This is a genomic window from Brevundimonas sp. (genome assembly GCF_965227765.1).
Lineage (GTDB): Bacteria > Pseudomonadota > Alphaproteobacteria > Caulobacterales > Caulobacteraceae > Brevundimonas.
On record NZ_OZ245778.1, the window covers coordinates 2252457 to 2277596 of the forward strand.

The following is a 25140-nucleotide window of genomic DNA, read 5'->3' on the forward strand; positions in this document are numbered from 1 at the left end:
TATGGCCGCCGCCTTCCAGATCGAGGGCTGGCCCGTGCGCGGCCGCCTGGTGCGTCTGGGCGAAGCGGTCGACACCATCATCTCGGCTCACAACTATCCCGAACCGGTCGCCGCCCTGCTGGGCGAGGCCTGTGCGCTGGCGGCCCTGGTGGGCTCCAGCCTGAAGTTCGACGGGCGGCTGATCGTTCAGGCCCAGGGCGACGGCCCCGTCCGCTATGTCGTCGCCGACTACGACACCTCGGGCACGCTGCGCGGCTATTGCCGTTTCGACGAGGACGAAGTCGCTGCCGCCTCCACCGGCTTTGCGCGGCCCGGCGCCCAGACCCTGCTGGGCAAGGGCGTCTTCATCATGACCCTGGACCAGGGGCCTGATTTCGACCGCCACCAGGGCATCACCCCCATCGAGGGCGAAAGCCTGTCGCTGTGCGCCGAACACTATTTCGCCCAGTCCGAGCAGGTGCCGACCAAGGTGCGTCTGGCCGTGGGCCAGATCACCACCGAAGCCGGGACTCACTGGCGCGCGGGCGGAGCCATGATCCAGATGGTGGCCGGCGACGCCTCTCGCGGTTCGACCGAGGATGTCTGGGACCGCAGCCGAGCCCTGTTCATGACCCTGGCCGACGACGAACTGATCGACCCGACCATAACGCCGGAAATCCTGCTCTATCGCCTGTTCCACGAGGACGGCGTGCGTCTCGAACAGCCTCTGAACCTGTCGGCGGTCTGTCGCTGTTCAGCCGAGCGTATCGTCGGCGTTCTGAGTTCGTTTTCGCAGGCGGAACGCGACGACATGGTCGAGGACGACGGCAATATCCGCGTGACCTGCGAATACTGCTCGACGGTCTATGAGCTGTCGCCCGAGGAGGCGGCCCGTCCCGCCGCAGACTAGATTCGGGCCTCAGCCTTGCAGCGATTTCACTTGAGCTGTGGAGCTTGTGGGAGACAGTGGCGTTGTCTGGAGCGCTCATGCTGACCGTCCTCGCCCTCGCCGCCGCCCTTATGCTCTCGCCCGCCACAAAACCGGCTGGACCCGAGCTCGCATCGGCCTTGTCGGCGCAATGCCGTTTCACCGGCGAACCCCGTCAGTGGACCGCCCAGGCGCTCGACGCCTGGGCGCGTCTGGATCGTGAGCGGCTGCGGATCGACAATCCGATTACCCCGACCATCGCCCTGTTCGACCAGGCCTGCGTCTATCGCCTGACGCCGGACCGGCGCGGCGATTTCAATGCCGGAGGCCGTCGTTTTCGGACATCGGCCGAATCCCACACAGGTCAGGTAGCCATCCCCGACGGCTCGACCGTCCCGGCCCAGCGGCTGGCCTTCGCCGCCCCCACGTCCGAGGGCATGTTCTTCATCATGGCCCTGCCCGCCCTCTGGCGCGCCGACGGGGCCGAGCGTCGTGATCCCCGCCTGCTGGCCATAGTCGTCTTCATGCACGAGTTCACCCACACCCAGCAGGCCGACGGCCTGGGTGCGCGGGTCGATCGCCTGCTGTCTTTGGGTCTGCCCGAGGACGCCAACGACGACATCGTTCAGGACCGTTTTGCCGGGCGTCCAGGCTATCAGGCCATGTGGGAGGCTGAGCGTGATACACTCTATCGGGCGGTCTCGGCGCCGGACGCCGGTTCGGCGCGCAGTCATCTGAACGACGGGCTGCAGCAGATGCGAGAGCGTCAGGCGCGCTGGTTCACAGGGCCGGATGCCCTTTATGCCGAAGCCGACGACGTTTTCCTTACGATGGAAGGCACGGGCAACTGGTCGGCCTGGGCCTGGCTGACGGACCCGCGCGGCGGGCGGATGTCATCGGCCGACGCCATCGCCTTCGTGCGCGGCGGCTCAGGCCACTGGAGCCAGGACGAAGGCCTGGCCATCATGCTGGCCGTGGATCGCCTCTTACCGCAATGGCCAGCGCTGGCCTTCGGACCTCGCGCCGCCACGGCCGAGGAGATGGCCAATCGGGCGGTTCAACCTTCCAGATCGAGGGAATAGCCCGCCGACCGCACGGTGCGGATCGGGTTGGCGCTGTCGCCCACATCCAGCGCCTTCCTCAGGCGACCGACGTGGACGTCCACGGTGCGCGCCTCGACATAGACGTCGGAGCCCCAGACGGCGTCCAGCAACTGCTCACGGCTGAACACCCGACCGGGATGCCGCATGAAGTGGTCCAGCAGCCGGAACTCGGTCGGCCCCAGATGGACCTCCTTGCCCGAACGTTTCACCCGGTGGGCGACGCGGTCGATGATTATGTCGCCATGCCCCACACGGTCGTCGGCCAGACCGGGACGGATCCGGCGCAACACGGCGCGGATGCGGGCCGTCAGCTCGGTCATCGAGAAGGGCTTGGTCAGGTAGTCGTCGGCGCCCGTATCCAGGCCGCGGATGCGATCGCTCTCCTCGCCCCGCGCCGTCAGCATGATGATCGGCAGGTTGCGTGATTCCGGGCGACCGCGGATGCGGCGGCAGACCTCGATGCCCGACACCTTGGGCAGCATCCAGTCCAGCAGAACCAGATCGGGCAGCCGCTCGTCGATCTGCAGCAGCCCCTCTTCCCCGTCCGAGGCCACGATCACGTCGTAGCCTTCCTTTTCGAGATTGTATTGCAACAGGGCGCCAAGGGCGTCCTCGTCTTCCATGACCAGAATATAGGGCTGCATGACGCGTCCTTTTTCGTCAGTCTTCGGCGTTGGGCTTGACGTCGGAGCCGCTGGTGAAGGCGCCGCGCGGGCGTTCGCCGATCATCTCGTCGCCGGTGATCTCGTAGTGAATGGTCTCGGCGATATTGGTGGCGTGGTCGCCGATCCGCTCCAGGTTCTTGGCCATGAACAACAGATGGGTGCAGGCGCTGATCGTACGTGGATCGCCCATCATGTAGGTCAGGAGTTCGCGGAACAGGGCGTTGTAGTGCTCGTCCACCTCGTCGTCCGAGGCCCAGACGGCCAGGGCGCCGTCCAGCTCGCGCGCCGTATAGGCGTCCAGCACATTGCGCAGCCGTTGCGACACCAGCCGGCCCATGCGGACGATCGACCGGGTCAGGGGCTGCATCGGCTCGGTGCCGGCGATGACCAGGGCGCGTTTGGCGATGTTCTTGGCCAGGTCGCCGGTGCGTTCCAGGTCGGACGCCAGTTTCATCGCCGCCAGGGTCTTGCGCAGGTCGGTGGCGACCGGCTGGCGCAGGGCGATCAGCCGGATGGCTTTCTTCTCGATGTCGCGATGCATGGTGTCGAGACGCAGGTCGCGCTCGACCACGGCCCGGGCCATGCTGATGTCGCGGCGCGAAACGGATTCGACGGCGTCGGCGACCTGGGCCTCGGCCAGTCCGCCCATGCGGGCGACCTCGGCTGTCAGCTGATCCAGCTCGTCGCCATAGGCCTTGACGGTATGGGTGCTCATTGCGCGATCCTTAGCCGAAGCGGCCGGTGATATAGTCGAGGGTGCGCTGCTCGCGCGGGTTCTGGAAGATGGTCTCGGTGTCGCCCGTCTCGATCAGTCGGCCCATGTGGAAGAAGGCCGTCCGCTGGGACACCCGCGCCGCCTGGGCCATCGAGTGGGTGACGATGACGATGCAATACCGCTCGCGCAGTTCGTCGATCAGTTCCTCGATCTTGGCCGTCGCGATGGGGTCCAGCGCCGAACAGGGCTCGTCCATCAGGATGACTTCGGGGTTCACGGCGATAGCGCGGGCGATGACCAGACGCTGTTGCTGACCGCCCGACAGGCCGGTGCCGGCCGAGTGCAGCCGGTCGGCGACCTCGTCCCACAGGCCGGCGCGACGCAGGGAGGCCTCGACGATGTCCTCAAGCTCGCGCTTGCTGGTCGTCAGGCCGTGGATGCGTGGGCCATAGGCGACGTTCTCGAAAATGGTCTTGGGAAACGGATTGGGCTTCTGGAATACCATGCCGACCTGGGCGCGCAGCAGCACGGGATCGACCGAGCGGGCGTTCACATCCTGGCCGTCCATCTCGATCCGCCCGGTGACGCGCGCGCCCTGGATGGTGTCGTTCATGCGGTTGATGCAGCGCAGGAAGGTCGACTTGCCGCAACCCGAGGGGCCGATGAAGGCCGTCACCGTCTTGTCGGGAATGTCGATGCTGACGTCGTGCAGCGCCTGTTTGTCGCCATAGAAGACCGAGACGTCGCGCACGGCGATCTTGGTCGGGCCCACGGGCGCCTGGGTCGAGGTCACCTGCGGGATACGGGTCTGGGCTCCGGCCTCGACCTGAGGCTCGGGCGTAGAGACGTCATCCGTCGGGGCGTCGGTCGTCGCGGCGGCAGGCAGGGCCTGGCCGCCCATGCGGGGGACTTCGGTCGGGTCGGCGACACCGCCGCCGTTGCGGTCGTCGTTGGCTCGGAAGAAAGGGAATTTCATTAGGTTACCACCGGCGTTCGAAGCGCCGACGCAGCAGGATCGCGGCGGCGTTCATGACGATCATGAAGGTCAGGAGCACGATGATGGCCGCAGCCGTCCGTTCGTGGAACGCCCGCTCGGACGCATTCTCCCAAATATAGACCAGGGACGGCAGCGCCCCCGTAGGCTCGACGACCGAGTGCGGAATGCCCGGCACGAAGCTGACCATGCCGATCAGCAGCAGGGGCGCGGTCTCGCCCAGGGCGTGGGCCATCGAGATGATGGCGCCCGTCATCACGCCCGGCATGGCCAGCGGCAGGACGTGCTGGAACACTGTCTGCGTGCGGCTGGCGCCCATGGCCAGGGCGGCCTCGCGGATCGAAGGCGGCACCGACTTCAGCGACGACCGGGTGGCGATGATGATGGTCGGCAGCGCCATCAGGGCCAGCACCAGACCGCCCACCAGCGGCGAGGACCTGGGCAGGTGCATCCAGTTGATGAACAGGGCCACGCCCAACAGGCCGTAGACGATCGACGGCACGGCCGCGAGGTTGTTGATGTTGACCTCGATCAGGTCGGTGATCCTGTTCTTGGGCGAGAATTCTTCCAAATAGACCGCCGCGCCGATGCCGACCGGAATGGCGATGACCGCCGTCACCATCAGCATCAGGGCCGATCCGATCACGGCCCCCAGCACGCCCGCCAGTTCCGGCTCGGTCGAATCGCCGTTGGTGAACAGGGCGCCGTTGAAATGGGTCCGCACCGCGCCCTCGGCCTTGATCCGGTCCAGCCAGCCGATCTGGGCGTCCGACAGGCGGCGCTGGTCGGCAGGCGTCTCGATGGAGATCTCACCCTTGTAATAGAGGTCGGCTTCGTCCGACGCGGGCGCGACGATGGTGACGGTCTTGCCGATGATCTCCGGGTTGTCGCGCACCATGTCGGCGGCGCGGTATTTAAGTTCCGAAGAGAACAGCGAGCGCATGGCCCGCGCCTGCGTGCCCGCCGCATCGTCCTGAACGCCCAGGCGCGCCAGCTCCTGCTCGGCGACCAGCAGTTCGAAATTGGTGCCTTCGGGGTAGGCCTGGTCGATGCGCGCAGGGTCCATATAGACCGGCAGCGTGACCTCGTGGGCATAGAAGGCCGTGTGGCCCTGCTCGATGATGCGGAACAGCAGCAGCGTCAGGAAGCCGATGGCCACGGCGACCGCCATGATCCCATAGGCCTTGAACCGCTTCTCGCGGGCGTAGCGCTTCTTCAGGCCCGCCTGCAGCCGTCCGGCACGGCCGGCGTCGGCCGGACGGTCGAAGATGTCGGGGGTCGCGTCAGTCATATTGTTCCCGATACTTCTGCACGATGCGCTGGGCGACGACGTTCAGCGCCAGGGTCACCAGGAACAGGGTCAGGCCCAGACCAAAGGCCGCCAGGGTCTTGGGACTGTTGAACTCCTGGTCGCCGGTCAGCAGGGTGACGATCTGGACGGTCACGGTGGTCACCGTATCCAGCGGATTGAGCGTCAGGTTGGCGGCCAGACCCGCCGCCATGGTGACGATCATGGTCTCGCCGATGGCGCGCGACACGGCCAGCAGCAGGGCGCCAGCCACGCCCGGCAGGGCGGCGGGCAGCAGCACCCGCTTGACCGTCTCGGACTTGGTCGCGCCCATGGCGTAGGACCCGTCGCGCAGCGACTGGGGCACGGCGTTGATGATGTCGTCGGACAGGGAGGAGACGAACGGGATCAGCATGATGCCCATGACGGCCCCGGCCACCAGCGCCATCTGGTTCTGCACCAGCATCAGGTATTGGCCCATGCCGTCCAGCGGCCCGCCGATCAGCAGGGCACCGATCTCGTTGAAGAAGACCCGGAAGGCCGGCCCCACGGTCAGGGCGGCGAAGAAGCCATAGACCACGGTCGGAACGCCCGCGAGCACTTCCAGCACCGGCTTGACGATGGCCCGCGACGGGCGGCTGGCGTATTCCGACAGGTAGATGGCCGAGAACAGCCCGACCGGCGCCGCCACGCACATGGCGATCAGCATGATCAGGAAGGTGCCGGCGAACAGGGGCACGGCGCCGAAGGCTCCGGTCGATCCGACCTGGTCGGCGCGGATGGCGATCTGCGGGCTCCACTGGGTTCCGAACAGGAACTCGGTCACCGGCACGGTGCTGAAGAACCGCATCGAATCCCACAACAGGGACGAGACGATGCCGATGGTGGTCAGGACGGCCACGGCCGAACAGGCGAACAGACCCACGCCGATCCACGACTCGACCCGGTTGCGGGCGCGAAAATCGGGACGGATGCGCATGAAGACGAACAGCCCGCCCATGGCGGCGGCGATCAGCACGCCGATCATCTGGCCAATCGCCAGGGCCTGGCTGATGCCTGCGGAGCGTCGCCCTTCCTGCGCCAGTTCGTCGTTCAGAGAACCGGGCCAGATCTGCTGGGCTTCAAGACCTGCGCCCACGCGGCGCGCATCGGCGAAGAAGGCCTCTCGCCGGAAGGGCTCGAGCTGCAGGACCTCGGCAGGCGCTCCGGCCATCAATGTCTGGTGCCCGATCGGTCCGGCGAAGATCCCGGCGACGATCAGCACGGCCAGGGCCGGTAGAGCGACCCAGATCAGGGCGTAGAAGCCGTGTTGTCCCGGGCGCGAATGAGGCTTGCTGGCGCTGGCCGCCGCGCGTCGCTGCGACAGGGTCCGTCCGCCGAGGTATGCGAGGCCAGCCAGCACGGCCAGGATCGAAAGCGTTATCCAGAGCATGAAGAGCGACGAAAGCCATGACTGTCGCGCGCGGGGAGGTCCGCAGGCGTCGTGGCCGCAAACTGCCCGTGTTTCGCAAGCGGATTACGACGGCTGCATGACAGTTCTGTTACAGCGGAGCCGCCTCTTGAAATGAGTTTGTCGCGGCCTCATCCAACTGATTAATAACGGGGAAATAGGCGGTGAACGCTGCTCCCTGCCCCTCTTCGCTCTCGACTACCAAGCCGCCGCGATGACGGTTTGTGATATGTTTGACAATCGCAAGACCCAGGCCCGTGCCCGAGTGGGCGCCGCTCTTCTGGCCTTCGACGCGATAGAATCGTTCGGTCAGGCGCGGCAGGTGCTCCCGTTTCATCCCCGGCCCGTGATCCCGCACGGTGACGGCGGCATAGGTTGCCCCAGCCTCGCGGTCTGGCGTCAGCAGGGCCAGGCGGGTCGCCACCTCCGTTCGAGGCCCGCAGATATCGTCCAGCGACCTGCCGGTTCGAACCGTGATCTCCACCGAGGATCCGGCCGGGGCGTATTTGATTCCATTATCGACCAGGTTCTGAACCACCTGCAGGATTTCGTCCCGCTCACCCTCGACCCAGGCGGCGCCGTCCTGCTCGACCTTAAGGGTGACGCCCTTGCCCCTAGCCAGAAGGCCCACGGCGTCCACCACATCCAGAATGGTGCGCGACAGGTCGGCTCGCCCCTGGGGCGGCACATGTTCATTCAGTTCGATGCGGCTCAGCGACATCAGATCGGAGATCAACCGACCCATCCGGTCGGCTTGCACCGCCATGATGTCGAGAAAACGATCCCGCGCCCGCGTGTCGTCGCGCGCATGGCCCTTTAGCGTCTCGATGAACCCCGTCAGCGACGCCAGGGGCGTGCGTAGTTCATGGCTGGCGTTGGCCAGGAAATCGACCCGCATCCGCTCGGTCCGGCGCAGGTCCGTCTCGTCTCGCAGCGACAGCAACACCAGTGGCGACGGCCCCGGCGACGGCAGAGGATGAATCGAGGCCTTCCATTCGCGCGACTGTGCGCCGCTGACGGTATAGTCGACCGAGCGCGTCAATCCGCCAAACAGGGCTTCATCGATGGCTTCGAGCATTTCGGGGTCCCGAACCGAGGCGACCAGAGCCCCGCCGTCGCGCGCAACCCTGAGTCGTTCTCGCGCCGACGCATTGGCCAGGATGATGCGCCGCCCTGACATATCGTCGGCCATGCCGCCGCTGATGACCATGATTGGATCGTCCAGGGTCTCGAACACGGAATCCAGCAGACGCCGGGGCTCGTCGTCCACGACGGGAGCGACGTCCTCGCGGGTGTCAGCGGCGGGACGCGTCCGCCGGCCTGCCAGCCAGGCGATCAGTCCCACCAAGCCTGCGCCGAGACACAATCCCCTCGCCGCCTCGTGATTGAGCATCGCCAGCAGGATCATGATCCCGACCGCCAACCAGGCTGCGGTGGATGTCGTCAACAACCGATCAAGGCTGCTGGTCTCGCCATCTGGTCCCGTTCCCGATGTCATTGCTTCCAGAATAATCCCACGCTTTGCGGCGAAATCGCCACGACTCGAAAGCCGATAGCACCACCATCACCGCGTCTTTATGACAATGCGAGCGCGAATTTCGTCCGATAAGGCGCCGCTTTCTTTACCTGTTCGGGCGAGGATGCGGCTTCTAGGAAGGGGCCGAAAGCCTGTGGACCGCATTCTGTACTGTCTGACCTCGCAACACGAATGGCCATTCGTGTTGATGGCGGCCATTGTGTGCGCCGCCGGAGTGGTTGCGGCCCTGCTGCTGTTGAACCTGGCGCGCCAGGCGTCTTCCAAGGGTAAGAAGCTGTTCGCCGCCGCCGCAGCCGCTGTCGCCGGCCTGGCGATCTGGGCGACGCATTTCATTTCAATGCTCGGCTATAAAGCCGGCGTTCCTGTCACCTACGAGATACCCGCGACCCTGGCTTCGCTGGGCGTAATCCTGGCTGGAATGCTGAGCTATACGGCTATGGCCGTCGAAGGCCGAGCCCGCTGGCGTCGAGTAACGGGCATGGTCGTGGTCGCGGCCGCCATCGCAGCCATGCATTTCGTCGGTATCGCCGCCATGTCACTTGAAGGCGCTAGCATCGCCCTCGATCCTGGCGTTGTGACGGGTTCAATACTAACCGGCTTGGTCCTCGCTGTTCTCGCCGGCCTACCCTCGACCTCGGGACGCGCCGGGGGACTGCCGCTGGCTGCGGCCCTACTGGTCGCCAGCGTCGCAAGCTTTCATTTCGGCTCCATGAGCGCGATCACCATCCTGCCTGATCCCACAAGCCTGGCCACCGGCGGCATCAGCGCAGAGGTCTTTTTGATCGTGCTTGCGTTGGTCATGACGGTCGTCATCGCCATCGCGGCCTTCGTCATGGGCGTCGCCTACTGGTCGCGGACCAACGCCTTGGGGCATCTGCGCCAGGCTATCGACGCCATGCCCGACGCCTTGGGTTTCTACGACGCCGACGACCGGCTCCTCGTATGGAACTCGCGCTATGCCGAGGTGAACCCCGGCGTCGCCCAGTCCTTGCGTGCGGGAATGTTGTTTCGCGAGGCTGTGGGCATCGACATGAACGCGGGCGTCTATGCAGAGGCCGAGGGCCGCGAAGAGTCCTGGATGGCGGAACGAATGGCTGCACGCCAGCTGTTGTCCAACACCATGGAGCAGAAGCTGTCCGACGGACGCTGGCTTCGGGTGCAGGATCGCAAGACAGCCGCAGGCGGCACAGTCACGGTCTGCACCGACATTTCCGATCTGAAGCGGGACGCTCTGGCGTTAGAGATGGCTCGTGACGAGGCCGAGACTGCCAACCGCACCAAGTCCGAATTCCTGGCCAACATGAGCCACGAGATCCGCACGCCCCTGAACGGCGTCATCGGCCTGGCTCAGGCGCTAGACCGCACCGAACTGTCGCCCGACCAGCGCGAGATGCTGGAGTTGATCCAGTCATCCGGCAGGACCCTTCAGGCTCTTCTCAGCGACATTCTCGATCTCGCCCGGGTCGAGTCCGGGCGGCTCGAACTGGCTAGCGAAACCTTCGACCTGGCGCGGGCTGTCCGCGATGCCGGTCAGCTCTATGCATCTGCGGCCAAGGCCAAGGGGCTTCAGTTCTTCATTGAGATCGACCCCAATGCGGCCATCTGGGTTCAGGGGGATTCCGTCCGCCTGAAACAGGTGCTCACCAACCTAGTGTCCAACGCCGTGAAGTTCACCACCGAAGGCTTCGTCAGCCTGACCGTCGCGCAGAGCGCCCGCACGGACGGAACGCCGATCCTGCGGTTCACGGTCGAGGATACCGGCGTCGGCTTCTGCGCCGAGGCCCGCGCCCGGTTGTTCACGCGTTTCGAGCAGGCCGATGGCACCATCACCCGTCGCTTTGGCGGGACCGGCCTGGGTCTGGCCATCTGTCGCGAACTGGTCACCATGATGGATGGCGATCTGGACTGCGAGAGCGAGCCCGAAGGCGGCTCGGCCTTCATCATGACCCTGCCCCTGCAGCAGGTCGAGGCGCCGCCGGTGCGGATCGAGCGCCCAGACGCGGAGCCTGAAGCCGGTGAAGCCCACATCATCCGCGTCCTGCTGGCCGACGACCACGCGACCAACCGCAGGGTCGTTGAACTGATCCTGGGCCAGGCGGCGGTCGATCTGACGTCGGTCGAGGACGGGGCCCAGGCCGTGGCCGCCTGTCAGTCGAATAGCTTCGACCTGATCCTGATGGACATGCAAATGCCGGTGATGGACGGACTGACGGCGACGCGCGAAATCCGCCTGCACGAGGCGGCGATGGGGCTAGAACGGACACCGATCGTCATGCTGACGGCCAACGCCCTGCCCGACCATGTCGCCGCCAGCCACGCCGCCGGCGCCGACCACCACCTTGCCAAACCTTTTAACGCCGCCGAGCTGCTGGGCCTGGTTTCAGACCTGTCGGCTCAGGCCAGGGCCATGGCAGCCTGACAGACTGGCAGCAGGGCGCCGGGGGCCGGGGGCCGGGGGCCAGCTAGATCGCAAGCAGGATGATCGGCGTCAGAACCGCGACAGCCAGCAGAATCCAGACCCAGTGGAACCGAGCCCGCTTTTTCTGCAGCCTGGCGGTTCGGCCCAGATAAACCGGCGGACGGGGACGCCCCACTTCGCTGCCGACGATGTTGTGACGATCCCTCATCGGACGCCTCCTTTGAGGTTTGAGCACCACCGGAAAACCGGCAGGCGCCAGACGCGCGCCGAAGATGACAACACCTCGGCCCGGTCCCGCAGTCGCGGCACGGAGCAGAGCATGGTCAGCCGAACCGCGTCGTCAGCAGGGATGTCGGGGTGATCCCAGAAGGTCTCCTGAAGCACGGCCTCCTGTCTGAGACAGTCCGCCAGAAGGTCGAACCGGGCGTCCTGGCAAAGACGCCGCGAGTGGCGGTCCTCGACCAAGGCCACGACGGCTTCGGTCTCTGACGCCTTGTGCGGCCCCAGGGCGAAAATCCTCTGGGCGACGGGTTCACGCGCGTCAGGCTCGCAGTCGACGTCGATGACAGGATAGTCGGGGTGGAAATGTTGGGCCGCGTGTTCCAGGGCGAGCGACATCAGCTGGTCACGCGCCAGCGGCGACATCGCCAGCTCGGCGGCCTTGGCCAGCATCAATTCATCCGCCGCGAGACCGGGCCGACGCGTTTCCAGATCGACGCGGTCCCACTGGGCGCCAGCGACAGCCTCAGCGACCGCGGCCCCGACGACGCGCGCATCAAGCCTATTCAAGCTTGGCATGATGCTCGTCTCCCACGCTCAGGACGCGCAGGCTATGCGGGCGCCCCTTGTCGTCGGCCCAGGTGAACTCAGCGTCCGCCACCAGGCCCAGGAGGGACACGCCGACCAGGCTCAGAACCGAGACCTGCCGCTTGTCGATGTCGGCCTCGCCGGGCATCACGATCTGGATACTGCGGACCTGACCCGACGCCAGGTCCTCGTAGGTCACCCAGCTGCCGATACGGCAGAAGGCGCGCGCCTTAAGGTCCTGGTTCACCACCACCGCGCGCGACAGCTCCTCCTCCAGCAGGTTGAGGGCGGCATTACGCGACGGCGACAGATCGACCATCGATTCCAGAATTTCCAAATCCTGGGCGGTGATGAGAATTCGCGGCTTTCTGGCCGCCTTCAAAGTGGTTTTGGACATCCTGCGGATCCCGTTCTTTTGAGCCGTGCATGGCTGCAAACGGCTGATGAGGATCAGCCGCATTTCAATGGTTGAAGTTGTCGATTGAGTTTTTCGAACAAGCTGGACGTCGGGATCTGAGTAATCAGCCCGATTTCAGCTAGGATAAATTTGAACGAAAAAAGTCCCCAAACTCTAGGCTTTCGCCCAAAAGGAGTTTGGGGCTAGACGCCTCCGACGAAGCGTCCGGCGTGCAGCGTATTCCGCGAAGGGATGGCGCATTTCCACATTACGGGAACAATAATGCCCCCGACGCGCAGCCTCTGTCAACTTGGCTGGAAAACTGCGGCCAGGAATGACGGCGGGTTACCTGCCGCGATCGTGCAGGGCCAGCTGGCGGCCAATGAAGTCGGCGCCTTCGGCGATGGCGTCGCACGCCAGGGCCGAGATGGACATGGCCTCCAGGAAGCTATGGGTCGCGCCCTTGTAGATTTCGCAGCGAACGTCGACGCCTGCGGCCTGGAACTGAGGAAAGATTTTCAGACTGTCCTCGGCGACCAGATCCAGTTCGGCGACGATCAGAAGGGTCGGCGGCAGTCCGGTCAGATCGGCGTAGAGCGGGCAGGCATAGGGATCGTCCAGTTCGTGCGGTCCGTTGAGATAATTGCGCCAGAAGCCCTCGGCCTCCTCTCGATTCAGGATGGCGCCAGGGCCGCCATGGGTGGCTTCGGACTCGTCCGAAATCCGCCCTGTGAACCCGCCATAGTTGGACAGGATGGCCTTGACGATTTCCAGGCGGTCCATGTCCCGCAGCCGCAGGCAGGTCGCCACCGCGAGGTTGCCCCCAGCCGAATCTCCGGCCATCGCCAGGCGGTGCGGATCGACACCCAGTTCGGCGCCGTTCTGGGCCAGCCACAGCATCAAGCCGGTGATCCGGTGCTGAGCTACCGGAAACTTCGTCTCGGGCGCGAGGGGATAGTCCACGCCGATAACGACAAAACCACCCCGGTCGGCGTATTCGCGCATCAGCCGGTCATGCGTGTCGATGCTGAACAACATGAAGCCGCCGCCGTGAAGATAGACCATGGCCGGCGCCGCAGGCCCTGCCCCCTCTGTTCTATAGACGCGGACGCGGATATCCCCGTGCCCGGTATCGACCACCCGCTCGAAGGTCTCCGCCATAGCGGGACCACCGTGGGTCCATCGTGCACGGACCGCTTCGACCGCCCGGCGTCCCTCATCCAGCGACAGGGTTGTGAACGGCGGGAACCGGCGCCAGTCATCCGTCATGATGTCGAGGAACCGCCGGATGTCGGGGTCCATGTCCGTGAGGCGGGTCAAAGCATCTACCTTGGTGCGAGAGGCGCCATGATTAGCAGTCCAGATCGCCAGCCAGCCTCGCGTTAGGGCGAGAATCTGCATTTATCGGGCCTGCTGTCCGGCGCCACAAAACGGGCCGGGCCCAAATCCTGCCGGCGTCAGCCGGCGATGCCGCGCCTAATGAGACCTGAGCCTGGCCAGGGCCGCGCTCGCAGCCTCTTCACTAAAGGACTTGCTTTCAATGAGGGCGCGAACGACCGCATCGACCTCTTCACCTACGGCGCCGGCAGCGAAGGCCACGTTCTGGGCGTGCAGGGACATATGGCCCTTCTGGATACCCTCGGTGGCCAAGGCTTTCATGGCGCCGAAGTTCTGGGCCAAGCCCACCGCCGCTATGATCCGCGCCAGTTGCTCGGCGGTCTCCACCCGCAGGATCGACAGCAGGGCGCGAGCCGTCGGATGAATCTTCACCGCCCCGCCGACCAGTCCAACTGCCATCGGCATCTCCAGCGTCCCCGCCAGGTCGCCCTCGGCCGTGATCTCCCAGGTCGACAGGCTGCGATAGCGGCCCGTCCGCGCGGCAAAGGCGTGGGCGCCGGCCTCGACCGCGCGAGTGTCATTGCCGGTCGCCAGGACCACGGCGGAAACGCCGTTCATGATGCCCTTGTTGTGGGTCGCGGCGCGGTAGGGATCATTGTCGGCGAACTGCCAGGCGGCGATCATGGCATCGCGGACCGCCTCACCCCCGATCGCATCGCACGACCACGTCGCCCGCGCCCGCGCCACTCGTCGGTCCGCCAGGTTAGACAGAATGCGCAACAGCGCCCTGCCCCCCGTCCAGCGCGCCAGGTCGGGCGCCAGGCGCTCGGCCATGGTGTTCACCGCATTGGCGCCCATGGCGTCGCGCGTATCGACGATCAGATGGGTAACGACCATGGTTCCGGCAGGGGTCTCGATCAGACGAACCTCGACATCACGGAACCCGCCGCCGAATCTGACCAGGGTCGGATCGCAGGCGTTGCAGATCCGTTCGATCTCGTCGCGTCGTTCGAGGATCAACAGCCTGGCGCGACGCGGATCGGCGATGTCCAGCAGCTGGATCTGGGCGATCATCTGCGTACCCGACATCGAGGTGACGAAGCCGCCGGTGTCGTAGCATTGACGCGCCGAGTTGCCGACGGCGGCGATCACCGAGGATTCCTCGGTAGCCATCGGCACCAGGACATCGCGGCCATCGACACGCACATTGGTGGCGATCCCCACGGGAATCGCGATCGTGGTGACGAAGTTCTCGATCATGTGGTCACCCAACTGGGCCTCAATGTTCGACGGCGCCGACAGTTGATCGCGCTCGGCCTGTCCAAGACCCGCGAAGGCAGCGACGCACTCAATGCGCGCCTCTGGCGTCCATTTGTGAAATCCGGAGATTCTCGACGTCGGGCTTGCCACAGGGTGGGTCATCAGGGTGTTCGCCTTCGATTAGGATTGCGCCCGCGACGCTTCGCTGGGCAGAAATTTCTGCGGCATCGACCACCGACGCAGCGAATGACGGGATCAGTCCCGCGCCCCGGACGGGTGTGCCGGCTCGGCCCTGCGCGCCGCAAAGCCGTCGAGACCGGACCGGGCCCGGGCGCTTGTGAAGGTGCGTTGTCCGAGGATCGCCTCCTGGGCGAACGCAGCTTCCAGCGGCAGATCATAGAGGGTCAGGACTGCCTCCTTGATGGTCTGGACCGCCACCGGGCTCTTGCTGGCGATGTCCGCCGCCAGGGCTATGGCGACCGGCTCAACATCCCCAGACGGCACGATGCGGTTCAGGACGCCGCGCTCCAGAAGCTCCGCCGCGCTGAAAGGCCGCCCCGAGAGCATCAACTCCATGGCGTGGGCATAGGCGATCTGGCGTGTCAGCCGGACCAGGGTGCCGCCGGCGGGAACGAAGCCGTGGTCGACCTCGGGGAACTGGAAGACGGCGTCGTCCGCCGCGATCCGCAGGTCGGTGGCCAGCATGATCTCGAAGCCTCCACCCATGCAAAGTCCTCGGACGGCCGAGATGATGGGCTTGTAGAAACCGGCGGGCTTCAGGTGCGCCGGGTCCCAATGGCTGATGTCGAACTGGCCTGACGCCAGCGCCGGGATCGACTCTGTCAGGTCGGCCCCGACACAGAAGGCGCGCTCCCCCGCCCCTGCCAGGACGACGGCGTTTATCCGGTCGTCGGCGCCGATCTCGGCGAAGGCGCGCCCCAGGTCATCGTACATGGCCAGGGTCAGGGCGTTCAGCTTCAGCGGTCGATTGAAGCGCACGATGGCGACGGCGCCGTCACGGACCAGTTCGATCGCCATCCTATTCCGCCTTTCGCGCGCACATGGCGGCGATGTCAGCCTCGGCCATACCGAGCATATCTCCGAACACCGTCTGGTTATGTTCACCCAGGGTCGGCGCGCCGGCATGGGGCTGGATTCCCAGGTTGGACAGCTTGATCGGCAACCCCAGCATGGCGACGCTGACCTCGCCCATCGGCACGTCCACGATCATTCCGCGGGCGCCAATGTGGGGATCGGCGATCACCTCGTCGATGGTCTTGATGGCGCTCAGCGGCACCCTGTCACCGGCCATCGCCTCCAGTTCCGCCTTGGTGCGAGCAGCGAACCAACGATCCAGAAGCGGCCGGACCACGGCCTCATAGACCGCCGGATCGAAGCGCTTTTCCATGGTGTCGATACGGGGATCGGCCGCGACCTGGGGCTCGCCGAACATCTCGCAGGTGATGGACCAGAACTTGTCCGTATAACCGCCGAAGAAGACATAGCCGTCGGCGCAGGCGAACTGGCTGTAGGGGCGCACGAAGGGATGGTCGTTGCCGAGGGGGCCAGCGACCTCGTTGGCGACCGTGTAGCGGACGACGGCGTTCTCGGTCAGCGACAGCACCGAATCCTGCTGCGAGATGTCGACCACCTGACCCAGGCCCGTAAGCTCGGCCTCGCGCAAGGCGGCCAGGGTTCCGATCGCGCCATAGAGGGATGCCGCCAGATCGCCGATGATGGTGCCCACGCGAACGGGCGGCCTGTCGGCATAGCCGTTCATCGACCAGAGCCCGCCGGCCGCCTGACCGCTATTGTCATAGCCGGGGCGGCTGGCGTTGGGGCCTGTGCGTCCGAACCCGCTGATCGCGGTATAGACCAGGCGAGGATTGACCTGCTTCAGCACCTCATAGCCCAGGCCCAGCTTCTCCATCACGCCGGGGCGGAAGTTCTCTACCAGGATGTCGGCCCGGGCCACCAGTTTCAGGAAAGCGGCGCGGGCGGTCTCCTGGCGCAGGTCCAGGGTGACGCCGCGCTTGTTGCGATTGTACTGAGCATAGAAGGCGCTGGCCGGGCCGGCGGCTGTGTCGACCATCGGCGGAAAGGTGCGGGTGTAGTCAGGGTCGTCCGGGTTCTCGACCTTGATCACCGTCGCGCCGAGATCTGCGAACATCATAGCGCAGTAGGGTCCAGCGACCACACGCGTGACATCCAGCACCATCACACCCGACATGGGTCCACGACGGTCGGCTGACGAATGGCTGTCGGATTGCGCGCTGGCAGGGGCCATTGTCGTCAGTCCAGCTTGCTGCGAATGAAGGCGGCCCCGTCCGCGATGGCGCGCCGCGCGACCTCCGACACCGACATGGCCTCAAGGAAACTGTGAATGGCGCCCGGATAGGTTTCCGTCCGGGTTTCGACGCCCTGGCTCCGCAGATGGGCATCCATAGCCACGCCCTGTTCGGCCAGGATGTCGCATTCGGCGATCACCAGAAAGACAGACGGGAAACCGGTCAGATCGGCCAGGATCGGGTAGACGTGCGGGTCATCGGCCTCGTCGTCGCCGTTGAGGTAATTGCCGTAATATTCCTCGGCCTCGGCACGGCTCATCACCGATTCTTCGCCGCCGAAGTGCGCTTCCGCAGCATCGGAGATTGAGGCGTCGTAACCGCCGTAGTTCGACAGGATGGCGCGAACCAGATCGACCTCCCCGCGAGCGTGAAGACGCTGCACGATGCCGAACGACATATTGGCCCCGGCCGAGTCGCCTCCCAGAGCCATCCGCGTCGGATCGACGCCCAGTTCCGCGCCATGCTCCTTGAGCCACAGCATCAAGGCTTCGATCCGGTCCAGAGCGACGGGATACTTGTGCTCGGGTGACAGCGGGTAGTCCACGCCGATCACGGCGAACCCGCCCTGCTGGGCGTACTCGCGCATCAGCCGGTCGTGAGAGTCGATCGAGAACAGGGTGAAGCCGCCGCCGTGCAGATACACCAGCGCCGGCGCCGGCTCGGGCAGACCGGAAGGCCGGTGAACGCGCACGCGCAGCTCACCGGCCCCGGGGTCGAAGTATCGCTCCGAGGTCCGAGCCATGACCGGGCCGCCTGCATTCCAGCGCGCCCGAACCTTTTCCGCCACCGCCCGCCGCTCAGGGAAGGTCAGGCCGGAGAAAGGCGGCTCCTTGGCCCAGCCGGCACGAAGCTCATCAAGGAAAAACTGGATTTCCGGATCGATATTCAAGCTGCGACTCTCTGTTCAGCGGGGGGTGTTCAAAGCGCAGGGCCGTCCCCGTTTTCATGCTGCGGGCCTGCCCGAGCATGGTGCTGACGATACATCGCGACTGTCGGCGCGAGGCGATGGCGATGGGCCATATGCCCTGCGTCGCGGGCCATCGAGCGCCGTTTGATTGACCTGTTTGAGAGATGGTCGCAGGAATGGGGCTCACAGTCGCGATCGGGGTTCTTGATGACGACCACGGGCATCGAAACGGACAGCTTGCAGGCGGACGCCCTGCACATGGTGGCGCGGGAAGATCACTATGGTGCGGGCTATCATGACCCGTTGCATTCCCATGAAAGCGGCCAGCTCTCGCTGTCGCTATCCGGGGTGATGACGGTCACGGTCGAAGACACCAGTTTCGTCCTTCCGCCCAACCGCGCGATCTGGATACCGGCGGGGTGCAAGCATCAGTCGGTGATCCGCAGCGACCTGGTGTTCCAGTTCGTTTTCATCGACCCCAAGTTCGTCGGCCAGCCTCGCGTCTGCCGCGTCTTCGAAACCACGCCCCTGCTGCGCGCGCTGATCGGCGAGATGACGGAGTTCGAAACCAGCCCCGGTGAGGAGGATCGCGAGGCCGCCATCGTCGATCTGCTGTTGGGCGAGATCGCACGGATGCCCTCTCTCCCCGTCTCGGTGCCCCTGCCTCAGGACAAGCGGTTGCGCCGGGTGTGCGACGCCATCATGGCCAACCCCGCAGACCCGCGCGACATCGACGGCTGGGCCAGCGAGGCCTGTATGTCGCGCCGGACCTTTACCCGCATCTTCAGCGAGCAGACCGGCATGGGTCTGGCCACCTGGCGCCGACAGGTGAGGGTCATGGAGGCGGCGTCGCGGATTGCCGCAGGCGAGTCGATCGCGAAGGTCTCGTTCGACGTCGGATACGAGAACCCCAGCGCATTCACCGCCATGTTCCACCGCACCTTCGGCGCAAATCCCAGCACCTACTGCCGGCCAGGCTGAAAGCCTCCAGCCGGAGCCTTGATCCGAGCGGCCTGAGACAAGTCCGCGTTGAGATCTCGCCTTGCCAAGAAAAAAGCAAAACGCCGGATCGCCATCGTTCGAAATGGCGACCCGGCGTGCGGTTCAGCAGTCAATCTGTGTTCGCCCAAACCGCCTGGTCGGAGATGGTATAGGCCGGCCTGGTCCGAGGATCAGGCCGCGTCAGGAAGGGCGGCTTCATGCAGCGCCGCCCTTCCTGGTCGGCATCAGAAGGTGATGTCCATCCCGATGCGGACGTACCGGGCCCGCTGATAGCCAATCGGCATTCCGTATTCTGGGCGGATCGCGTCGCTGTTGAAGTCGTTCTCGCCGTACTCGTCACGGTCGGTGATGCTGTCGAAGTTGAAGACGTTGAAGATGTCGGCCCGCAGCGTCGTACCAAACCCGCCGGGCAGCGACAGATTGTAGCGCAACGACAGATCGACGTTCTTGTACCAGTCGCTTTCCAGCCCTGCTCCGTCCAGGCCGGTGCCACGGGGCTGAAGCCGACCAAGGCAGTAGCGTGAGTAGTGTCCGTAGAAGAACTCAGGCCGGTTCACGTCGGGATAGTTGCCAAGGCAGCTGAACTCGCGCGGCGAGGCCAGGACCGCATTGGCGCCGACGGAAAAGGCGTCTGTTACCTGATAGGAGCCCCACAGCTTGAACTGGTGCTCGCGGTGGTTCGGAAGGTTGCCGTAGGCGCCCTCGGTAAAGCCCGGCTGATCGAAGTCGATAACCGTCCCGGCGTTGGTCTGGGCATAGTCCGACTGAACGAAGCCTTCGGTATTACCGCGGCTGTCGGACCAGGTGTAGGAGCCCTGGAAAGCCAATCCCCGGTCCAGGGCCCGCTCGAATGTGAACTCCACGGCGTCGTACTTACGCTTGGCTTTCGGATATCCCAGGCTCTCACCGCTGAAGGTCACCGTCCGCAGAGTGGACTCGCCGTTGATCGGCGAGTTCAGCGTGACCGTCACATCCTCGCCTGGATTGACCAGAACATACTGGCCGAAGCCGCCCCAGATGTCGCCGCAGCCGGCGATGCCCTCGGCGACACAATAGGCGTTCACCGCGTCGTCGATTGCAGAGTCCTCGACGTTCTGCAGCAGGTTGCGGTGGGTGTAGGTCAGGCCAAGGGTCCACAGGTCGCCCAGACGATGCGAGACGCCCAGGATGAACTCTTCTTCCTCGCTGGCCTCGAGATTGGTGGACACGAAGGAATCGCCGCCCGGGACGTTGCCCGCCGCGATCACCGAGCAGTTGCGGCCATCGACGCCGAAGATCGGGAAGGGACAGGTGTCCCCGCCGGTGAAGTCGACGATCTGGTCCGTCAGATTGGGAACCATCCCGTCGCCGAACGTGCCGTCGGTCTTCCAGTATTCGGCGAATGAAATCGCCGACCCAAAGGCGTTGAACGAGGTGACGGCGGCGATGGGCAGGAAGTAGCGACCGTAGTTGCCGAACACCTTCGTGCGGCCGTCGTTCAAGACGTCATAGGCGAAGCCCAGGCGGGGCGCCCACAGGTCATCGAAGTCGAGCCAGGTGGAGCCATCGGCGGTCTTGCTGACGAATTGATCAAGGCGCACGCCGAGGTTCACCGTCAGTTGCGGCGTCACCTTCCATTCGTCCTGGATGTAATAGGCCGTGTTCTCGCCGACGAATGTGCCGCCCACATTATAGAAGCTGACGCCGAAGTAGGCGTCTCCCACCACCAGCCCCCCAGTGTCGCACTGAGGCGTATCCACGCCGCAGATATACTGCTGGTACTGGACGCCGCCCGGCGTGGTCACCTGGGGCAGACCGGCGCCGACATTGTCCGGCCCCGTCGGATAGCTGACTTTGAAGAGCTCGTTCTCCTCCCGGTCGAATCCGGCTCGGACATGATGCGAACCGAACAGGTCGAAGTAGATGTCGACGTCGGCCCGGACGAACTCGCGGCGCGTATCGTAGGGGCTGCTGATCTCACCGCCCTGTTCGTCGCTGATCGCGACATAGTTCGCGTCCCGGACCAGGTTCCGGCTTTCCTGAGGCAGAACCTCGAACTGATCCTCGGACACGCCGTAAGCCGCCGAGAGCGTCAGCCAGTCCGTCAGATTTCCGGTGTACTTGCCGATGTAGCTGACGCCGCCGCTATTGAAGAGCGTTCGACCGGCCAGGGCGCCGAGCGTGTCGGTCGCATTGTCGAAGCGATAGTCGACGCGCTCGCGCTGGGTCTCGGTGTCGAAATAGGTCAACTCGAAATGGTGGTTGTCCAGCGGGTAGGCATCCAGTTTGAAGCCCCAGATCGGATCCTTGTCCCTGTCGGTCGTGCGGATACCCGAGAGCAGTCCGACGTCCGTCGCCTTGTTGTCGCGGAACTCGACCAGACCGTAGGCGAACAGTCGGTCATGGATGATCGGTCCGCCCGCCTCGAACACCGCGCTGAAGGCCTCACGCTCATCCAGGCTGTTGCGCTCCTGATAGGTGTTCGGTGCGTTCTGGGACAGACTGTCCGGGTCCCAATTCAGGTGGATGCCGGCGGTGAAGGTGTTCGTGCCTGACTTGGTCACCGCGTTGATGACGCCGCCCGTGGCGCGGCCGAACTCGGCAGGATAGCCGCCGGTCTTGACCTCGATCGACTCGTAGAAATCGAACGGTACGGGCGCTGACCCTAGATAGTTGTCGAAGTTGGTGATGTTCAGCCCGTTCACGTAATAGGCGTTCTCGGCCACCGACGAGCCGCCCAGAGAGGCGCTGTTGCCGAAGGTGTCGTCACCCGGAACCGCGTTCGGCGCCAGCAGGGTGATGGAGTTGAGATTGCGAGCGACGGGCACCTTGGCCATCAACTGGCCGACGTTGACGGTCACCCCCGTCGTGGCGGTCGAGAAGTCCAGATTGCGACGCGACCCGGTGACAACCACCTCGCCCACCACATCGGCAGATCCGACGACCAGCGTGTAGTTGGTCGTACTGGAAGCCGCGACCCGGACTGTTTCCGTCGTGTCACCCGCACTGGATGAGACGGCGACACTGTAATCGCCCGGCGCCAGGCCGGGGAAGCGGAACGCCCCGCCGCCCGACGTGGTCGAGGTGCGGGTGAAGCCCTGCTGGTTGGAGGTGATGGTCACCGTCGCCCCGCCGACGGACGCGCCCGACGTGTCCCTCACGTCGCCCGAAAAGGCGCCGGAAGTGTAGTCCTGAGCGGCAGCGGGAGCCGCAATCAACGTAAACGCCAGCAAACCAGCGGGCGCCGTACACAAACCGAGCGCCGTTACAGAGCACGCCCCGAGCAATCGTGCAGTTTTCGAAAGTTTCATTTGCCACCCCTCATGTGAGCGACCTTGGTCATTCGACCTTTGGTCGCATGGAAACCGCAGGCGTCCAATCAATCGCGTCGATCATCCGCCGTCTGAGCCAAAACCGTATTGGAGCTTATGGGATGGTTCGCCGGGCAAGGGGGTCACTTAGGCCGCCGTTCGGGCCATGACCGCCCGCCGTGATTAAATGACGCAGCCAGAGAGCCTCGACAGTCGATGCTGGTTCGCTTGGATCTCAACCCTGGCCCAATCCGGCGCGCTCGTGACCCGTATTCACGTCACGCCATCACCCAGCGAATGTTAGGCTTCGCCTTAGTGGGGAGCATATTGCAATGACCGAAGCCGACGCCTGGATCATCGCCAAACTGGATGGTCATGCCCAGGCCGCGCTGATCCGTGAAGGGGACATCCCGACCGGTGGTCTGGTCGAAGCGACCATCGACCGAATCCAGCGACTGGACCCCGCCTTGAACAGCATCAGCCACTGCGCCTTCGACCGCGCGGGCCGGAGCGCGCGCCGTGGACCTGACCGCGAAGTTGGAAATCGCCCTGGCTCGGGCCGATCACTGGCCGCCCGCTGCAACCGCCCGAACCGAGTACGGCGCATGATTCGACACGCCCGGATTGACGGCGTCCTGGCCATTTTCGCCCTGGCCGTCTTCGCCCTGCCGGCAGTCGCACTAGCTGCGCAGACGCAGCAACCGGCCGCTGTCCGGGCCGCCACGACCCAGCCAGACGCCGATTACGTGCGCCGAGTGGTCGAAATCCCGATGCGCGACGGCGTCACCCTGCACACGGTCATCGTCATCCCTAAGGGGGCGTCCGGCGCGCCCATCCTGTTGACCAGAACCCCCTACAGCGCCGACTGGATGGCGGGCGAAGATCACCCTGCCGTTGCCGCAGTCCTGGATAGGTTCGACCACGTCACCGACGTCATCCTGGACGGCGGCTATATCCGGGTCGTTCAAGACATCCGGGGCAAGTTCGGCTCTGGCGGCGACTTCGTAGTCACCCGGCCGCTGCGCGGCACACCCCTGAACGCCAGCGACACGGATGAATCCACCGACGCCTGGGACACCATCGACTGGCTGGTCAAGAACCTGCCGGAATCGAACGGACGGGTCGGCGCCATCGGCATATCCTACGATGGCTTCGAGACCCTGATGGCCACGATCGATCCGCACCCCGCGCTGAAGGTCGCCATACCCATGGACCCCATGGTCGACGGCTGGCGTGGCGACGATTGGATGCACAACGGCGCGTTCCGCCAGATGCTGATGCCCGCCATCTTCGGTGGCGAGGAACGCGACAACAGCGGCGAACTGCCCTGGGGCCAGTCGGACCTCTATGACATCTTCATGCGCGCGGGCTCGGCCGGCGAACTGGGCCGTCGCCACGGGATGGAGTCCGGTCGTTTCTGGCGCGAGATCACCCGCCATCCGGCCTATGACGATTACTGGCGCTCCCAGGCGGTTGACCTGACCCTGAGCGAACGGCCGCTGACGGTCCCAATGATGATCGTCTCCTCCCTGTGGGATTCGGAAGACATCTACGGCGCGCTGGCGGTCTATCGCGCGCTTGAGCCAAAGGATTCCGGCAACGACAAAGTCTTCCTGAGTATCGGCCCCTGGTCCCATGGCCAGTCACGCGAGAACGGCAGCCATCTGGGCGACATCCAGTTCGGCGAGGACACGGCTCGGGCATGGCGCCGCGACGTGCTCGCCCCCTTCCTCGCCCGCTACCTCAAGGAGCACCCGATGGACGTCGCGCCGGTGACGGCCTTCCGATCCGGCGACAACACCTGGCATCGCGCAGATGCCTGGCCAACCGAAGCCACGGTTTCGGCCAAACTCTATCTGAGGCCCGGCCTGGGTCTGGGGTTCGGAGCCGCGCCCGGCGCGGCGACGACGGTCGACTACGTCTCTGACCCGGCCCGTCCGGTGACCTTCCTGACGCGGCCGATCCGCTCGGGCGATGAGCGGTGGTCGTCGTGGTTGACCAGTGACCAGCGCAACGCCTCAAGCCGGCCCGACGTGCTGACCTTCACGTCCGAGGTCCTCACCGCCCCGGTCATGATCGCGGGGCGGCCCGTGGCGCATCTGACGGCCTCCACCAGCGGCACGGACAGCGACTGGATCGTCAAGCTGATCGACGTCTATCCCGACGAAACCCCACAGGAACCGGCCATGAGCGGCTATCAGTTGCCGATCGCCATGGACATCTTTCGCGGTCGCTATCGCGAAACGCTGAGCGAGGGTCGCCCCCTGCAGGCGGATGCGCCGCTGCGGTACGAATTCGCGCTCCCGAACGCGAGCCACGTCTTCCGCGTCGGACACCGGATCATGGTGCAGATTCAGTCCAGCTGGTTCCCGCTCTACGACCGCAATCCGCAGACCTTCGTCCCGAACATCTTCTTCGCCCAACCTGCAGACTATGTCGCCGCGACGCAGAAGGTGACCGTCTCCGGTCCAGAGGCCAGCTTCATCTCCCTGCCGATCGTGCAGCAGCCGTGACGTGACGCCGGCGACACCGCGTCGGTCGTGGGATCGGCCGCCCGCGAGCTTGATCCTGGGCGAGGTCGCGCGCACGCGGCGCCCCTCCCCGCTCAATCCCCAGGAGATCAGAGGATGGCGACCGGCGTATTTGCGACCGGACTGATCCTGCCGCCGGCCTTGTGGCGCCCAAGTCTGCACAGGTGCTTGGACGTGGACCC

Annotated in this window: 20 protein-coding genes; 5 read left to right on the plus strand and 15 right to left on the minus strand. The window is 65.2% G+C overall.

Going from position 1 to position 25140, the window contains the following annotated elements; all coding sequences use genetic code 11:
- Nucleotide 1: 1 nt before the first annotated feature.
- Nucleotides 2-889 (plus strand): Hsp33 family molecular chaperone, encoded by an 888-nt coding sequence (locus ACO05L_RS10930; RefSeq protein WP_421731679.1) that lies wholly within the window; start codon nucleotides 2-4, stop codon nucleotides 887-889.
- Between the two features lie 77 nt (nucleotides 890-966).
- Entirely contained in the window at nucleotides 967-1989 is a 1023-nt protein-coding gene (locus ACO05L_RS10935) for a hypothetical protein (protein ID WP_421729202.1), read from the plus strand.
- Here ACO05L_RS10935 and phoB read toward each other — a convergent pair.
- The 6 genes from phoB to ACO05L_RS10965 all read right to left on the minus strand — a co-directional run bounded on the left by phoB (nucleotide 1965) and on the right by ACO05L_RS10965 (nucleotide 8569).
- The gene (phoB, locus tag ACO05L_RS10940) at nucleotides 1965-2654 is read right to left on the minus strand and encodes a phosphate regulon transcriptional regulator PhoB (protein WP_421729203.1); all 690 of its coding nucleotides are present in this window, start codon (nucleotides 2652-2654) and stop codon (nucleotides 1965-1967) included. The two genes, ACO05L_RS10935 and phoB, sit on opposite strands and share 25 nt — an antisense overlap.
- Before the next feature lie 16 nt (nucleotides 2655-2670).
- Entirely contained in the window at nucleotides 2671-3390 is a 720-nt protein-coding gene (gene phoU, locus ACO05L_RS10945; RefSeq protein WP_421729204.1) for a phosphate signaling complex protein PhoU, read from the minus strand.
- Between the two features lie 10 nt (nucleotides 3391-3400).
- On the minus strand, nucleotides 3401-4366 hold the full coding sequence (gene pstB / locus ACO05L_RS10950) for a phosphate ABC transporter ATP-binding protein PstB (RefSeq protein WP_421729205.1): 966 nt from the start codon (nucleotides 4364-4366) through the stop codon (nucleotides 3401-3403).
- A gap of 4 nt (nucleotides 4367-4370) precedes the next feature.
- Nucleotides 4371-5675, minus strand: coding sequence for a phosphate ABC transporter permease PstA (gene pstA, locus ACO05L_RS10955; RefSeq protein ID WP_421729206.1), 1305 nt, complete (start codon nucleotides 5673-5675; stop codon nucleotides 4371-4373).
- A complete protein-coding gene (gene pstC, locus ACO05L_RS10960; protein WP_421729207.1) occupies nucleotides 5668-7104 on the minus strand; it encodes a phosphate ABC transporter permease subunit PstC in 1437 nt (478 codons plus the stop codon). Before pstC ends, pstA begins: the two co-directional genes overlap by 8 nt.
- A gap of 109 nt (nucleotides 7105-7213) precedes the next feature.
- Nucleotides 7214-8569 carry a sensor histidine kinase gene (locus ACO05L_RS10965; protein WP_421729208.1) on the minus strand — a complete coding sequence of 452 codons (1356 nt, stop codon included), beginning with the start codon at nucleotides 8567-8569 and terminating at the stop codon, nucleotides 7214-7216.
- Between the two features lie 277 nt (nucleotides 8570-8846).
- On the opposite strand from ACO05L_RS10965, the gene ACO05L_RS10970 reads away from it, so the two are divergent.
- Nucleotides 8847-11078: an ATP-binding protein gene (locus tag ACO05L_RS10970; protein WP_421729209.1), complete on the plus strand. Its 2232-nt coding sequence runs from the start codon at nucleotides 8847-8849 to the stop codon at nucleotides 11076-11078.
- A 43-nt stretch (nucleotides 11079-11121) separates the two neighbouring features.
- Here the strand turns inward: ACO05L_RS10970 and ACO05L_RS10975 are convergent, their stop codons facing one another.
- The 8 genes from ACO05L_RS10975 to ACO05L_RS11010 form a co-directional block, all read right to left on the minus strand.
- Nucleotides 11122-11286 (minus strand): hypothetical protein, encoded by a 165-nt coding sequence (locus ACO05L_RS10975; protein ID WP_421729210.1) that lies wholly within the window; start codon nucleotides 11284-11286, stop codon nucleotides 11122-11124.
- Complete coding sequence (locus ACO05L_RS10980; RefSeq protein WP_421729211.1) at nucleotides 11283-11876, minus strand: hypothetical protein; 594 nt, start codon at nucleotides 11874-11876, stop codon at nucleotides 11283-11285. The genes ACO05L_RS10975 and ACO05L_RS10980 overlap by 4 nt, the downstream gene beginning before the upstream one ends.
- A complete protein-coding gene (locus ACO05L_RS10985) occupies nucleotides 11860-12345 on the minus strand; it encodes a GreA/GreB family elongation factor (protein WP_421729212.1) in 486 nt (161 codons plus the stop codon). The genes ACO05L_RS10980 and ACO05L_RS10985 overlap by 17 nt, the downstream gene beginning before the upstream one ends.
- A 282-nt stretch (nucleotides 12346-12627) precedes the next feature.
- Nucleotides 12628-13602 carry an alpha/beta hydrolase fold domain-containing protein gene (locus ACO05L_RS10990; protein WP_421729213.1) on the minus strand — a complete coding sequence of 325 codons (975 nt, stop codon included), beginning with the start codon at nucleotides 13600-13602 and terminating at the stop codon, nucleotides 12628-12630.
- 156 nt (nucleotides 13603-13758) lie between these two features.
- Nucleotides 13759-15042 carry a hydroxymethylglutaryl-CoA reductase, degradative gene (locus tag ACO05L_RS10995; protein ID WP_421729214.1) on the minus strand — a complete coding sequence of 428 codons (1284 nt, stop codon included), beginning with the start codon at nucleotides 15040-15042 and terminating at the stop codon, nucleotides 13759-13761.
- A gap of 93 nt (nucleotides 15043-15135) precedes the next feature.
- Nucleotides 15136-15918 (minus strand): enoyl-CoA hydratase/isomerase family protein, encoded by a 783-nt coding sequence (locus ACO05L_RS11000; RefSeq protein ID WP_421729215.1) that lies wholly within the window; start codon nucleotides 15916-15918, stop codon nucleotides 15136-15138.
- 1 nt (nucleotide 15919) lies between these two features.
- Nucleotides 15920-17167, minus strand: coding sequence for a CaiB/BaiF CoA transferase family protein (locus tag ACO05L_RS11005; protein ID WP_421729216.1), 1248 nt, complete (start codon nucleotides 17165-17167; stop codon nucleotides 15920-15922).
- Nucleotides 17168-17172: 5 nt separating this feature from the next.
- Nucleotides 17173-18117, minus strand: a complete 945-nt coding sequence (locus ACO05L_RS11010; protein WP_421729217.1) for an alpha/beta hydrolase — start codon at nucleotides 18115-18117, stop codon at nucleotides 17173-17175.
- Nucleotides 18118-18342: 225 nt separating this feature from the next.
- Between ACO05L_RS11010 and ACO05L_RS11015 the strand changes: the two genes are divergently transcribed.
- Nucleotides 18343-19116, plus strand: a complete 774-nt coding sequence (locus ACO05L_RS11015) for an AraC family transcriptional regulator (protein WP_421729218.1) — start codon at nucleotides 18343-18345, stop codon at nucleotides 19114-19116.
- A 245-nt stretch (nucleotides 19117-19361) separates the two neighbouring features.
- Here ACO05L_RS11015 and ACO05L_RS11020 read toward each other — a convergent pair whose 3' ends face one another.
- Entirely contained in the window at nucleotides 19362-22334 is a 2973-nt protein-coding gene (locus tag ACO05L_RS11020; RefSeq protein WP_421729219.1) for a TonB-dependent receptor domain-containing protein, read from the minus strand.
- Nucleotides 22335-22759: 425 nt separating this feature from the next.
- On the opposite strand from ACO05L_RS11020, the gene ACO05L_RS11025 reads away from it, so the two are divergent.
- Nucleotides 22760-24940, plus strand: coding sequence for a CocE/NonD family hydrolase (locus ACO05L_RS11025; RefSeq protein ID WP_421729220.1), 2181 nt, complete (start codon nucleotides 22760-22762; stop codon nucleotides 24938-24940).
- The last annotated feature ends 200 nt before the right edge of the window (nucleotides 24941-25140 follow it).